This window comes from Clostridium sp. CM038 (assembly GCF_055081105.1).
In genome coordinates, this window is sequence record NZ_CM143651.1 from 608,178 (window position 1) to 623,181 (window position 15,004).

Annotated in this window: 12 protein-coding genes; 8 read left to right on the forward strand and 4 right to left on the reverse strand. The window is 32.4% G+C overall.

Annotated elements, in window-relative coordinates:
• Positions 1–59: 59 nt before the first annotated feature.
• The 4 genes from ACWJKS_RS02820 to ACWJKS_RS02835 all read left to right on the forward strand — a co-directional run bounded on the left by ACWJKS_RS02820 (position 60) and on the right by ACWJKS_RS02835 (position 5,833).
• Positions 60–1,733, forward strand: coding sequence for a LytS/YhcK type 5TM receptor domain-containing protein (locus ACWJKS_RS02820; protein WP_462960377.1), 1,674 nt, complete (start codon positions 60–62; stop codon positions 1,731–1,733).
• 4 nt (positions 1,734–1,737) lie between these two features.
• Positions 1,738–2,439, forward strand: coding sequence for a LytR/AlgR family response regulator transcription factor (locus ACWJKS_RS02825; RefSeq protein WP_216303175.1), 702 nt, complete (start codon positions 1,738–1,740; stop codon positions 2,437–2,439).
• 138 nt (positions 2,440–2,577) lie between these two features.
• Positions 2,578–4,014, forward strand: coding sequence for a carbon starvation CstA family protein (locus ACWJKS_RS02830; protein ID WP_462960378.1), 1,437 nt, complete (start codon positions 2,578–2,580; stop codon positions 4,012–4,014).
• A 382-nt stretch (positions 4,015–4,396) separates the two neighbouring features.
• On the forward strand, positions 4,397–5,833 hold the full coding sequence (locus tag ACWJKS_RS02835; RefSeq protein WP_462960379.1) for a carbon starvation CstA family protein: 1,437 nt from the start codon (positions 4,397–4,399) through the stop codon (positions 5,831–5,833).
• A gap of 73 nt (positions 5,834–5,906) precedes the next feature.
• Here the strand turns inward: ACWJKS_RS02835 and ACWJKS_RS02840 are convergent, their stop codons facing one another.
• A complete protein-coding gene (locus tag ACWJKS_RS02840; protein ID WP_462960380.1) occupies positions 5,907–7,082 on the reverse strand; it encodes an amidohydrolase in 1,176 nt (391 codons plus the stop codon).
• Positions 7,083–7,376: 294 nt separating this feature from the next.
• Positions 7,377–7,556: an asparagine synthase gene (locus tag ACWJKS_RS02845; protein ID WP_165412642.1), complete on the reverse strand. Its 180-nt coding sequence runs from the start codon at positions 7,554–7,556 to the stop codon at positions 7,377–7,379.
• Positions 7,557–7,781: 225 nt separating this feature from the next.
• Between ACWJKS_RS02845 and ACWJKS_RS02850 the strand changes: the two genes are divergently transcribed.
• Complete coding sequence (locus ACWJKS_RS02850) at positions 7,782–7,946, forward strand: hypothetical protein (protein ID WP_165412643.1); 165 nt, start codon at positions 7,782–7,784, stop codon at positions 7,944–7,946.
• Positions 7,947–8,261: 315 nt separating this feature from the next.
• Here the strand turns inward: ACWJKS_RS02850 and ACWJKS_RS02855 are convergent, their stop codons facing one another.
• Positions 8,262–8,675, reverse strand: a complete 414-nt coding sequence (locus ACWJKS_RS02855; protein WP_165412644.1) for a hypothetical protein — start codon at positions 8,673–8,675, stop codon at positions 8,262–8,264.
• Between the two features lie 325 nt (positions 8,676–9,000).
• On the opposite strand from ACWJKS_RS02855, the gene proB reads away from it, so the two are divergent.
• Together proB and ACWJKS_RS02865 are read left to right on the forward strand one after the other, a co-directional pair.
• On the forward strand, positions 9,001–9,819 hold the full coding sequence (gene proB, locus ACWJKS_RS02860) for a glutamate 5-kinase (RefSeq protein WP_165412645.1): 819 nt from the start codon (positions 9,001–9,003) through the stop codon (positions 9,817–9,819).
• A gap of 65 nt (positions 9,820–9,884) precedes the next feature.
• Positions 9,885–11,141: a glutamate-5-semialdehyde dehydrogenase gene (locus tag ACWJKS_RS02865; RefSeq protein ID WP_462960381.1), complete on the forward strand. Its 1,257-nt coding sequence runs from the start codon at positions 9,885–9,887 to the stop codon at positions 11,139–11,141.
• Between the two features lie 704 nt (positions 11,142–11,845).
• On the opposite strand, the gene ACWJKS_RS02870 is transcribed toward ACWJKS_RS02865, so the two are convergent.
• Positions 11,846–13,339 carry a hypothetical protein gene (locus tag ACWJKS_RS02870; protein WP_462959674.1) on the reverse strand — a complete coding sequence of 498 codons (1,494 nt, stop codon included), beginning with the start codon at positions 13,337–13,339 and terminating at the stop codon, positions 11,846–11,848.
• 182 nt (positions 13,340–13,521) lie between these two features.
• Between ACWJKS_RS02870 and ACWJKS_RS02875 the strand changes: the two genes are divergently transcribed.
• Positions 13,522–14,877 (forward strand): nucleobase:cation symporter-2 family protein, encoded by a 1,356-nt coding sequence (locus ACWJKS_RS02875; RefSeq protein WP_462960382.1) that lies wholly within the window; start codon positions 13,522–13,524, stop codon positions 14,875–14,877.
• The last annotated feature ends 127 nt before the right edge of the window (positions 14,878–15,004 follow it).

The window sequence follows — 15,004 nt, forward strand, 5'->3', positions numbered from 1 at the left end:
TGAAAAATAGACTAAGCTAGTTATTTTTAGATATATTGGGTGAAATGGAGTTAATATGTATGATCGAATTGTTAAGAAATCTTACTAATAATTTAGGGTATGTGATTCTTATTGCTTTTTTTGTTTCTAGGATAGGGAGCTTTAAGAGGATCGTTCAAAAAGATGAGTTCAAAAAAAAAGATCTAATTATGCTCTCAATAATTTTTGGAACATTTGGAATTTTAGGGACCTATACGGGAACAGAGTTTAATGGAGCGATTGCTAATACTAGAATTATTGGAGTAATGGCAGGGGGAATATTATGTGGTCCTTTTGTAGGAATACTCGCAGGGGTTATAGCTGGAATCCACAGGCTACTAGTAGATGTAGGAGGGATTACATCAATACCTTGTACAATCGTAACTATAATTTCAGGAATAGTTGCAAGTATAATATATAAAAAATCAAATGAAAATAACAAGTGGTTGTATGGGCTAATTGGTGGGATTCTAATTGAAACGTTAGAAATGATTTTAATACTTGTGATGGCACATCCTTTTAGTAGGGCCTTAACAATTGTGGAAAGTATATATTTACCTATGAGCTTTACAAATGCCATAGGAATCGCAATTTTAATATTAATAATTCAAAAAATACATAAGGAAAAGGAAGAAATCGCAGCAAAACAAGCACAAATAGCTTTGGAAATAGCTAATAAAACATTGCCATATTTTAGAAAAATGCAAGAAAATTCATTTGAAGAGATATGTGGAATAATAAAAGATTCAATTCATTCAGATGCAGTATCTATAACAAATAAGGAGTATATATTAGCTCATGTAGGTGTAGGAGCTGATCATCATATAAGAGGAAAACGGATTGTAACAGAAGCTACAAAAAAAGTTATTAGAGAGGGAAACTTACTTTCTTTAACTAATGCAAAACAGATAGATTGTCCTAATGTTAAGTGCAATTTGAAATCCGCAATCATTGCTCCTTTGAAGGAAGGAGACGAAATGATAGGAACATTAAAAATATATTATTGCAGCGAGGATGCAATTTCCTTTAGAAATATAAACTTAGCCGTAGGATTATCCCAACTAATTTCTACTCAATTAGAAATTAGTAAATTAGGAGAGCTAAAGAATATGGCAAATAAGGCTGAAATAAAGGCGTTACAAGCTCAGATAAACCCTCATTTTTTATTTAATGCACTAAATACTATAATTTCATTTATTAGACTTGATCCTAACCGTGCAAGAGAGTTAATTATAAATTTATCCACTTACTTGAGATATAATTTAGAAACAGGAGAAAATCTCGTAGATATTTACCGTGAACTAGAGCAGGTTAAAGCATATATAGAGATAGAAAAAGCAAGGTTTGGAGAAAAACTTCATGTAATTTATGATATTGAAGACGATTTAGATGTCAAGATTCCAAATCTGATCATTCAACCAATAGTTGAAAATTCTATTAAACATGGTATTTTAGAGGGGAAAGGATACGGCAGCGTGACAATTGAAATTAAAAAAATTGCGGCTGGTGACATTACAATAGTAATTGAAGATGATGGAGTTGGAATTTCAAAAGAGATTATAGAAAAAGTCTATGAAGGTAAAATGGAAGAAAATAAAATAGGCATGTCAAATGTTCATAATAGATTAAAGTATATTTATGGTGAAGGATTAAGGATAGAAAGACTTACGAGTGGTACTAGAATCAATTTCAATGTGAGGGAAATAAGGGAGTGACGATATGAATTGTATTATTGTTGATGATGAATATCCTTCAAGAGAGGAGCTAAAGTACTTCATAAATAATTTCAGTAGTATAAAAATAATGGATGAATTTGATGATTCTATTAAGGCATTAGAGTTTATTGAGCAAAACAAACCGGATATTATTTTTTTGGATATCAATATGCCTAAATTAGATGGAATGGCATTAGGTAAAATTATTAATCACTTCCCGAAACATTACCTTATCATTTTTATTACGGCTCATAAAGATTATGCTGTAGATGCATTTGAAATTCAGGCTTATGATTATATATTAAAGCCGTATTCAGAAGAGCGTATAGTTAGTACATTAAAAAATATTGAGAAATTTTTCGATAAAAAAAGTATAAATAATAAAATAACACTTTGGAAAGATAATAAAATGATGGTGAGGAGTATGATTGATATTTCTTATTGTGAAGCAAGAGAAAGAGAAACATTAATTTATATTAAAGGAATGCAATACAATATAAATTGTAGCATTTCTGAGTTCTATAAAAAGCTTCCAGAAGAATTCTTTTTTAGAGGTCATAGATCATATATTATAAATACTGATAAAATAACTGAAATAATTCCATGGTTTAACAATACCTTTATGTTAAAACTGCAAGGTGAAGAAGTACATATACCGGTAAGTAGAAATAATATAATTGAGTTTAAACAACTAATGGGCATATAAAAGTACTCCATGCGCTTTTTTTGTTTTTTCATGTATAAAACTGTATTTAATTCTTAATAATATATTATAATTATGTCAATATAATATAATTATGTTAATAAATTGAAATGTAATTATAAATATTGAGGAGGAGTTAAAATGGTATCGTTTATTTTAGCAATTATCGCCCTTATAGTAGGTTATTTTATTTATGGTACAATTGTAGAAAAGGCCTTTGGGGCAGATGAAACAATTCAAACTCCAGCTATAAGGCTAGAGGATGGTGTAGATTTTGTTCAGATGCCCGCCTGGAAAATTTTCTTGATTCAATTTCTTAACATAGCGGGGTTAGGTCCTATATTTGGGGCAATTGCAGGTGCAATGTGGGGGCCAGCAGCATTTTTGTGGATTGTCTTTGGATGTATCTTTGCTGGGGGAGTCCATGATTATTTTTCAGGTATGCTATCAGTAAGACATGATGGCGCAAGTATACCAGAAGTTGTAGGGAAATATCTCGGTAAAGGTTTTCAAAACTTTATGAGAGTGTTTTCGGTAATACTTTTAATACTTGTAGGGGTGGTTTTTGTAACTGGACCAGCAAGTATTTTAAAAGGGTTAACAGGAATGAACTTTCAAACATTAATTTATATAATATTTGCATATTATATACTGGCAACAATGCTTCCAATCGATAAGCTTATAGGGAAAATATATCCTATTTTTGGTTTTTGTTTGTTATTTATGGCAGTTGGTGTTGCTGGTGCATTAATTTTTGGAGGATACCATATTCCAGAAGTAACACCAGCTAATTTAATGAATATGCATTCAAACCCAGGTGAAAACCCAATATTTCCTATGTTATTTATAACTATTGCTTGTGGAGCTATCTCAGGCTTCCATGCAACTCAATCGCCTTTAATGGCAAGATGCATAAGTAGTGAAAAACAAGGTAAGAAAATATTCTATGGTGCTATGATAGTAGAAGGTATAGTTGCATTAATTTGGGCAGCTGCAGCAATGAGCTTCTTTGGAGGAGTAGACCAGTTAAATGCTACTATGGCAATAAAAGATCATACAGCTGCATGGGTAGTAAATGAATCTTCAATTGGGTTACTTGGTAAAGTTGGTGGAGTATTGGCTATACTTGGAGTTGTAGCTTGTCCTATAACTTCTGGTGATACAGCATTTAGAAGTGCAAGATTAACTATAGCTGATGCATTTAAATTTAATCAAGGCCCGATTAAAAATAGATTTCTAATTAGTACCCCACTATTTGTGATAGGGTTCATATTAACTAAGATGGATTTTGCAATAATATGGAGATACTTTGGATGGTCTAACCAAACTTTAGCTACTATAGTGTTATGGACAGCAGGTATGTATATGGTTAGTATAGGTAAAAAACATTGGATGGCAACGGTGCCAGCTACATTTATGACAGCGGTATGTACTTCCTATATTTTAATTGCACCAGAGGGATTTAAGCTTTCTCAAAGTATTTCATACCCAGTTGGGATTATAGGAGCAATTGCAGCGATGGTAATTTTTTTGAGTGCGGCAAAAAAGGTAGAAGTAAAAAGTAACGTTAATATATAACATTTAGTTTAACGACATTTCAGAAGGAAAGTCTCCTACTTCTATAAGCGGGAGTACCTACTATAAGTAGGAGTTACTTGCCCTAACAAATATAAAACTTCAGTGGGAGTATAAATCTCCTTCTGAAGTCGTCAATGCGTCTTCTGCGAAGCTGTTGCAGCTCCGCAGGAGATGATTTAAGGCATATGAAAATAAAGATGATTGTTACAAAATAGTATATTAACGGACTTTTTATAAAATATAGACCATATATTGCAAATTTACAAACAATGGGTATATAAAAGCACTTTATGTGCTTTTTTTGTCGTTTCATGTATGAAAGCGTATTCAGTTCTTAAAAATACATTATAATTTAGTTGATAAATAATTAGGGGGAGTTCAAATGGTATCATTTATTTTAGCAATTATAGCGCTTATAGCAGGTTATTTTATTTACGGCACAATTATAGAAAAAGCTTTTGGAGCAGACGAGTCAATTAAAACACCCGCTGTAAGGCTAGCGGATGGTGTAGATTTTGTTGAAATGCCTGGATGGAAGATTTTCTTAATTCAATTTCTTAACATTGCAGGATTAGGACCTATATTTGGAGCGATTGCAGGTGCAATGTGGGGCCCGGTTGCATTTTTGTGGATTGTCTTCGGATGCATCTTTGCAGGTGGAGTTCATGATTATTTTTCGGGTATGCTATCAGTAAGACATGATGGTGCAAGTATTCCTGAAGTTGTAGGAAAATATCTTGGTAAAGGATTTCAAAACTTTATGAGAGTGTTTTCAGTAATAGTTTTAATACTAGTAGGAGTAGTTTTCGTAACTGGACCAGCAGGTATATTAAAAGATTTAACAGGTATGAATTTTCAACTATTAGTTTATATAATATTCGCATATTATTTACTGGCAACAATGGTTCCGATAGATAAGCTTATTGGAAAAATATATCCTATATTTGGATTTTGTTTGTTGATTATGGCAGTTGGTATTGCTTTTGCTTTAATCTTTGGTGGATACCATATTCCAGAAGTAACACTATCAAATTTGGTTAATATGCATTCAAATCCAGATAAAAATCCAATATTTCCTATGTTATTCATAACTATTGCTTGTGGGGCTATTTCGGGGTTCCATGCAACTCAATCGCCTTTGATGGCAAGGTGTATAAGTAGTGAAAAACAAGGTAAAAAAATATTTTATGGTTCAATGATCGTGGAAGGTATAGTTGCATTAATTTGGGCGGCGGCAGCAATGAGTTTCTTTGGAGGAGTAGACCAGTTAAATGCTACTATGGCAATTAGTGGTCATACAGCAGCATGGGTAGTAAACGAATCTTCAATTAGTTTGCTTGGAAAAGTTGGTGGAATCTTGGCTATACTCGGGGTTGTAGCATGTCCTATAACTTCTGGTGATACAGCGTTTAGAAGTGCAAGATTAACTTTGGCTGATGCATTTAAATTTAGTCAAGGTCCTATTAAAAACAGATTTGTAATTAGTATTCCACTATTTGTGGTAGGATTCATATTAACTAAGATGGATTTTGCAATAATATGGAGATACTTTGGATGGTCTAATCAAACTTTAGCTACTATAGTATTATGGACAGCGGGTATGTATATGGTTAGTATGGGTAAAAAACACTGGATGGCAACGGTGCCGGCTACATTTATGACAGCCGTATGTACTTCTTACATCTTAATTGCCCCAGAGGGGTTTAAACTTTCACAAAATATTTCATACATGATCGGGATTATAGGAGCAATTGCGGCAATGGTAATTTTCTTGATTGCATCAAAAAAGGTAGAATTAAAAAGCAACATTAATATATAAAATTTCTTTTAAATCTCTTTACAAAATAAAGGCTGTTAACATAAATATTATGTTGACAGCCTTTAAAATTCCTTTAAAATTCCTTTGAAATTTCATTTTTTACAATTTCACCATTAACCATTACCAATGCTACTTTACTTCTTAAATCAAAGGGATGTCCACTATATATAACAATATCGGCATCCTTTCCAATTTCCAAGCTTCCAACAATGCCATCTATGCCAAGTATTTCTGCAGCATTTATAGTTATTGCCTTAAGGGCCTCTTCTTCATCCATACCCTCTCTTGATGCAATGCCAGCACATACTGGGAGATATTGAAGTGGGATAACAGGATGGTCTGTCATTATGGCTACTTTTATACCTGCTTTTGATAAAATTCCAGGCGTTTTAAAAGTTAGATTTTTAAGTTCTACTTTTGATCTATTAGAAAGCGAAGGACCTAATATTACACCCTTTTGAATGCCTCCTTTTAAATAATCTATAATTAAGTGGCCTTCTGTGCAATGATCAAGGGTTATATCTATATTAAATTCCTTTGCGATTCGAAGAGCAGTAAGGATATCATCAGCTCTATGAGCATGAGCTTTTAGAGGTATTTCTTTTTTTATAACCTTTGCTAAAGCTTCCATTTTCATGTCAAATTCAGGCATTTTATCAGGATTTTCTAAGGCTTTATTTTGTTTTTCTATATACATCTTTGCCTTAATAAGATTTTCTCTTAAAATAGCAGCAGTGCCCATTCTTGTGCTGGGGGATTTTTTTTGAGCATGATATACCCTTTTAGGATTTTCACCAAAGGCTACTTTCATAGCAAGACACTCATTTACAATCATATCATCAATTCTATTTCCATAGGTTTTAATAACCGTAAACTGTCCACCAATTACATTGGCACTACCTGGACCAGTTGCAACGGTTGTTATTCCAGCGTCGATTGCATCTTTGAAACATATGTCCATAGGATTAATAGCGTCGATTGCTCTTAAATGAGGGGTAACTGGGTCAACAGCCTCATTACCATCAGCACCTTCAAAGCCCATTCCGTCTTCCCACATTCCAAGATGGCAGTGTGCATCAATCATTCCTGGCATAACAAACTTATTTTTAACATCGATAATTTCTGCGTTACGGGGTGGATTTACGTCATTTGCAATAGCAATAATTTTACCATGATCGATTAAAATCATTCCATTTTCAAAATCCTTATTTGCCATACTGTGTATATTGGCATTTTTAATTAAAATCATATAAACAACTCCTATGTATATCTAGTGTAACACATGCTACACCGATTGATTTTACTTTATCTATACATAGACTACATATAAACTACGCAATCTATAATGAAATTATTATACTAATACTATTATAACATTAATTAGTAAATATTGTAAAAGGGTTTTATGGGGAATTTAGAGATTAGATACTATAAAAAAGCTGATTAGAAAGTAAAATTTCTAATCAGCTTTTTCGTTTATTCTAAATTATTTTTTTGAAATTAGAAAGACTTTTTAATATTTAGACAAATGTAACAAAGTAAGTTATCGTCTGTGCTCAACCAAATCAATTGCTCCTAACACAATGTGAGCAAGCCCGAAGCCAATAACACCTGCTTCAATCATAGGAAGCTTATTTTTTTTATTCATACTGTTTTTTGAAAATGATGCTCCAGCCGTAGTAACAACTGCACCTAACATAGTTGGAATTAATCCTTCACGCATATTAAAAGACCTCCCTTTTTAATAATATGTTAATATATTTTACAAATATGAGATTATTAATACTATAAAATATATAGAATATAGTCTACATATTATTAAATATGGATTATAATGTATTCACATTTTATCTTCATATTTAATAGTTTTAGAATAAAAGTTATCTTCTAGGTAAAAATAAGATATTACAATATTTTATTAAAGTTTAGAGGAGGTAAATAAAAGTTTATGAAAAAAACAAAATTGCCAAAAGGTCAGCATGAAGAGGAAGTTGAAAATATAAAAAATTTGCTTGAAGAAGGCAAGGGCATGATTGAAATTTTAAACTTAACAAGTTTAAATGAAGAGGAAGTCATACAGATTAATGATAAAATTAGAGGAAAGAATAAATAATAAAATGTATTAGTATTAAACAAAATAATATGTAAAAGATAATAAAGGTAATGAGGCATATTAAAATAAATTTAAGGAGGAAAAATTATGGCGAAAAAAGGAATGAGTAGACCGCAAGCTCAGCCTAAAGGTGATAATAATAAGAAAATGAAGAAAGACGATGCTAAAAGGGTTCCAGTGGTAAGTAAATAAAGGAAATATAAAAAACTGCTTATTTTATAAGCAGTTTTTTATTATAAATCAATTACCACCATGTTGACTCAACATGGCGGTTAATTATAATTAGGGACTTAGTTGTAATCTAAAATTTGGTAATTATTCATATAACCCAAATCCGGTAATAACAACCATATCCCAATCAGTTTCTTCATTTTTAATCCAATGGTATTCAATGCAAAGTTCTTTTAACCAGGCATTAAGGCCACTACTTTTCTTGCTTACGTTCGGGGATTGTCTTCCGAAATTTTCCCTAATCATTTCAAGTAATTCTATTTGGTCTTCTTTTCCTAGCTCTTTATCTAGCATGTCGTCTATAACGTCACAACACTTTTCATAACATTTTTTGTCTTCAACATACAATTCGTCCGCGAGTAGCTGTCTTTTATTATTTAAAGTGTGTTGTACATTTTTAATTTCATCTAAATTTGATAAGTATTTCTTAGCTATGTTCATAGCGGAAATCTCATTATCTATTCTAACTATTGCTCTTTCTAATTTTGCATTTCTCATTTTAATCTTCCTACTTTACATTTTTTATTTAGTCATTAACTAAGGCATCTTAAAAAAATAACTAGTAAGCATGATAGTCTATTTTTTAGATGGCTAATGACAATAGATTAATTATATCATTAAATTCACTATGATACAAAACTCTACTTAAATAACCTCATCCTAAAAATCAAAATTTTATAAATTAATTAACCCTGGTAATTTATATGGTGTAAAATTAAATTAGTATTATGTATAAAATATCTTTTAAAATTTTAAAAAGTATGGTAAATTTATAAAAACAGAAAATTAAATTAAATATTAGGATGAGATGGGGAGTGGTTATATGAACAGTAGAAAAGAATATTTAAAAGGTGTAACAAAAATTGTGGTAAAGGTAGGAACTTCAACATTAACCCACTCTACAGGATTATTAAATTTTAAACGTATTGAAAATCTTATAAGACAATTGGCAGATATTCATAATCAAGGAATTCAGGTTGTACTAGTCACCTCTGGGGCTATAGGAGCAGGCATGGGGAAATTAGGGTTTACGGTTAGGCCGGAAACAATACCAGAAAAGCAGGCAGCGGCCGCTGTAGGTCAAGGCATTTTAATTCACATGTATGAAAAGTTTTTTTCAGAGTATGGAAAGACTATAGCACAGATTCTTTTAACAAAAGAGGATATCGTAGATAATACAAGATATCTAAATGCCCATAATACGTTTTTGACGTTATTATCTCAGGGGGTTATACCTGTAGTAAATGAAAATGATGCTGTAATCGTTGATGAAATAATGTTTGGAGACAATGACACATTATCTGCAATGGTAACAAGTCTAATAGGTGCGGATTTATTGATAATACTTTCTGATATTGATGGATTGTACGACTCAAACCCTAGGACAAATTCTGATGCGAAAATCATTTATAATGTATCTGAGATAACTGATGAAATTAAGGAATCTGCAGAAGGTGTAGGGTCAAATCTTGGAACTGGGGGTATGGCAACTAAGATTAAGGCAGCAGAAATTGTAGTAGCTGCAAATGCCTCTATGATTATTGCGGAAGGCTCTGAACCTAATATTATTAATGATATTTTAGAAGGTCGTGAAGTAGGGACATTATTCGAAAGAAATACAAAAACCATGAGCGGGAGATAGAATAGGATACACATTGTAATAGCATAGCTGTTATCTATGCTATAAAGCGCCAAGGAGGAGAAAAATTGAATTTTGAAGATTATATTATAAATATAGGCAGACGTGCTAAAGATGCGTCTAGAATCATGGTTACTGCTAGCACTAATGCGAAAAATAATGCACTTTTACATATGGCAAAAGCTTTAATAAACAGTGAAAACGCTATAATTGAAGCAAATATTAAGGATATGGAATTAGGTAAGAAAAATAATTTGTCTGTTGCAATGCTGGATAGATTAATGATTAATCAGCAGAGAATTGAAAATATGGCTGAGGGACTTAAAAATGTTGCATCACTTCCTGATCCTATAGGTGACGGAATAAAAAGATGGAAAAGACCAAATGATTTAGATATTTCCATGGTAAGAGTTCCATTGGGCGTTATAGGTATGATATATGAGTCAAGGCCAAATGTAACTGTAGATGCAGCAGCTTTATGCTTAAAGGCAGGTAATTCAATAATACTCAGAGGAGGTTCAGAGGCTATAAATACTAATATGGCTTTAGCTAAAGTTATTAAAAAAGCTGCTACTTTCGCAGGACTACCAGAAGGGTGTATTCAGCTTATTGAAATGGTGGATAGAGAATTAGTAAATAAGTTAGTAAAGCTTAATGATTACGTAGATGTAATTATTCCTAGAGGTGGCGCTGGACTTAAAAAAGCCATTATAGCAAATGCTACTGTACCAGTAATCGAGACAGGGCTAGGTATTTGTCATATATATGTGGATTCAGAGGCTGATTTAGGTATGGCGGAAGAAATAGTAGTTAACGCTAAAACTCAAAGACCGGGAGTATGTAATGCAGTAGAAACACTACTTGTACATGAAAATATTGCTAGTGAGTTTTTACCAAGGCTTGCACAAAGACTTTATGGATTAGGTGTGGAAATTAGAATATGTGAAAAAGGAATTCAAATTATTAAAGATGCGAAGGCTGCGATCTACGCGGATTGGGATACTGAGTATTTGGATTTAATACTTTCAATTAAAGTTGTTGAGTCAATGGAAGAAGCTATTGACCATATTTTTAAATACGGAACAAAACATTCAGAAGCTATAATAACTAATAATTATAGAAATTCGCAGAGATTTTTAATGCAAGTAGATGCCTCTTGTGTATATGTAAATGCTTCTACAAGATTTACAGATGGCGCAGAATTTGGATTTGGTGCAGAAATAGGTATAAGCAATCAAAAACTTCATGCTAGGGGCCCAATGGGGCTTGAGCAGTTAACAACTACAAAATATCTTATATATGGAGATGGGCAAGTTAGGGAATAATGAGCTACCTCAAAAGTAAAATTTATGTAGGATAACTAAAATCATATTAATATTTTAAATTAAAAATAGTAAAAGCACTGTCAATATTATCGAGTTTCAATAATATTGACAGTGCTTTTTTAGATTTTAGTATTTTTTGTACATAGCTTTAAACATTCACCACAGCCCTTAATTATATTGGAATGCAACAATTCCATTTCTTGTCCATTTGCCAAGGCTGCAGAAATAGCTAAGGGGTTAAAAGTTTTGTAAATCATTGACTTTTATTTATCAAGATGGTAATCTTAACGAAGGGTATAATAGGAAAAAAAACAATATTTTTACAAAAAAATAACAAAGCGTTAGTTATTTATAAATATTCTAAATGAATCTAGAAAACGTATACGAAAGGTAACTATATTTATTGTATGCATCCTAAAAAAAGGCGTAATAAATATAGTAAGTAGGATTATATTATTCATTTCTTTGTAGTATTTTGAATTATCACAATGTCTAGAGTACAAATACAGTCTCCATTATTGTAAATTTATTTATAATTTAATTGAGTAGTCACGGAAACTAATATGTAAAACTTAATTATGTATAGAGTCATTATAGTGCTATAAATTTTATGTTCAGAGAGCAGTTAGGAATAAAAATAGGTATAGCAAACAAGCCTACACGATGCAGGAATTTTCAGAAAAAAGTACTTAATTGTCAAACAGCTACTCTAATAAATTTAAAATACTAAAACCTGAAACTTTAAGTCTTGCATCTAGATGAATATTAATTCCAGCAATCATAGTCATAAATGAATAACGTTTTTTACCATGTATTCGTAAAGTATGAATTTTATAATCATTTAGAATACGATTGTTTATACGTTCTGAGCAGGTTCTAGTTTTATAAATAGTTTTCCATTGTTTTGAGCCGCGAGGCACAGGAGTAAACAACCGCAAATCCCATGATGGTTTAGTGTAGATTACTCGCCCATAAGGTGAAGGTGAGCACTGTTCACAGCAAGAGCAACTAGCAACCTTTTTTAAAACTAAAGGGCAACGCCATTTAAGGCGTGAACGACTTTTTTCATAACCGTTATAGACCATTTCATGGCCACCAATACAGATAGGAAATCCTTTTTCATTAATATCTAGAGTAACTGGATATTTTGAATTTCCTTTGTTTTTGGAGTTCAGATCAATAAAGGGATTAATGTTCCATTTAGAACATAATTCATATGTAGGGTAGTTATCATTAGCTGAGTCAAGAACATAATTTGATATAGTGAACTGCGGTAACAGTTCTCTAAATTCAGCTAATGCTACTATTCCAGTGACACTGTCGTGTCTGCTTGCCTCTACAAATCGTAGATAAATAGGTAGATCTATCTTATATTTTTTATTATAGACAGATAAAGCATAGAGAGTGTAGCCATAAAACCAACGATTTTCATGGCTGTCCCAACCCCAATTAGCATTTATGTCAGAAAGTCTACGAGGGCATTTGCAATCGTAAATTCCATTTTCACGGCAGTCACAAACTTTAGAACCATAGTAAGAAGACTTACAGTGAACACAAGTACCATCGCCGCCAACTGTAAGGTTATCTTTTTCTATTAAGTTAAGATTAAAAGAGGGTTCTACAGCAACTAATGAGAATATTTTTTGAAGCAGCCTTTCGGCTCTTAGGGAAAATGAGCGACCAGCTTCAAAAAAATCTGAAATTCTCTTAACAACACCAGTTTTTTTATTAGGAAGCTTTTTATTTTTCCCGGGTGCCTTAATTTTAGAGGGTTTCTTCTTATACGAATATATTTTTTTTAGGTTTACCCTGTCGGTAGACAGATTTGAAAGCCATAATCTAGAGATAAAATCATAATGAGCACCAAGTGATGGGACATTATTTTTAGTGCAGCCTATACAGGTTGCAAGTAACTCACAGGCATGAATCTTTTTAACCCAGTTGGTAATGCTTGTTTCCTTTTGAAAAAGCATTAAAGAAAATGAACGAAATATCTCAGGTTGAAGAGTTGCAGGTCTACCAATATTAGAATAATAAGGTTTTAATATCTCTCTAAGAATATCTAAGTCTAAGCAATACAACTTAGAGATAGAAGGTTCAAGTTCTATAATTTTTTTAGGAAAAGCTTTGTAGAAACATGAGAGATTTAAAATAATAAATTGCTGATAATCAGCATGAGAGCTCCAATTTTTAAGCATAAAATAATCCTCCTATTAAAACATGTCTTTAAGAGGAGGACCGCAAAATTTTACAGGCTTGTCAAGTGTTTTATGCAAAAAAAGTGGGGGAATCAACAAAAATTAATGATACTAAAAATGAGTAATCACAGGAGCTAAGGAGTTTCCGTGAAAGCTCTAATTATAAAAGGGGGATATATTCTATGAGGACAGTAAATTCACCTAGAAACAACGATGGTATCTTGTATAAGATAAACGACAAACCACCAATCCACATTACAATCATACTTGCTTTTCAACACATTATGGCGGCGTTCGGAGGTATTGTAGCAGTTCCACTAATAGTTGGAGGTGCTTTAGGACTACCAGTGAAAGACATTGCATTTTTAGTAAGTGCTGCATTATTTGCAGCGGGCATCGCTACATTTATTCAAGCCAAAGGAATTGGTCCTGTAGGGTCTAAACTTCCATGTGTTATGGGAACTGATTTTACATTTGTTGGACCATCTATAGCAGTAGGTTCTGCTTTCGGGTTGCCGGGAATGTTTGGTGCAACAATAATGGGATCTTTCATTGAGATTTTTTTAAGTTATTTTATTAAACCTCTAAGGAAATTTTTTCCGCCAATTGTAACGGGAACTGTTGTTATGTTAATTGGTTTAACTTTAATACCTGTATCAATAGATTGGGCTGCTGGTGGAGTCGGATCTAAAGATTATGGAAGCGTAAGGAATGTATGTATAGCGTTTGCGGTTATGTTAGTAATTGCTTTATTAAATAGATACGGTAAAGGACTCATTTCTTCTGCATCAGTTATAATTGGTCTGGTATTTGGATACGCAATATGTTTTCCATTAGGAATGCTTGATTTTTCAGCAATTACAAATGCTAGCTGGATTGCATTTCCAACAATTTTCAAATATGGTGTTACCTTTAAGCTCAGTGCATTTGCTGCATTTATTACAGCATATCTAGTAACAACTGTTGAGACGGTAGGATGTCTTATGGCTGTTGGTGAAGCATCGGGAAAAGAGGTAACATCAGAAGAACTTTCAAAAGGTATACTTGCTGATGGTGTTGGGTCTCTTATAGCAGGATTTGTTAATGCGGGGCCTAATACATCATTTTCACAAAATGTGGGGCTTATACCACTTACTAAAGTTGCAAGTAGATTTGTAGTTGCTGTTGCTGGAATTATTTTAATGGGATTAGGTATATTTCCTAAAATTGGTGCCCTGATTGCAATTATGCCAAGTCCGGTTTTAGGTGGTGCAGGTATTATAATGTTTGGAATGATAGTATCAGCGGGAATTAAGACTATTAAAGCTGTAGAACTTAACAATAGAAATATGCTTATTCTTGCTATTTCAATTGGAATAGGGTTAGGGGTTACTGTAAGGCCAGATTTTTTAAGTAGTATGCCGTCGGTAGTTAAAAGTTTCTTTTCTTCAGGTATAAGTGCGGGTACAGTGTCAGCTCTATTACTTAATTTTATATTAAAAGAAGAATTACCAGCTAAGCTAGATTCAAACTTAGATTCAAAAACAATTTCACAATAAAAAATCAAATAAGAGGTTATTGAATATAATAATGACACATTTAGTGAGTAGTCACGGAAACTAATATGTAAAACTTAATTATGTATAGAGTCATTATAGTGCTATAAATTTTATGTTCAGAGAGCAG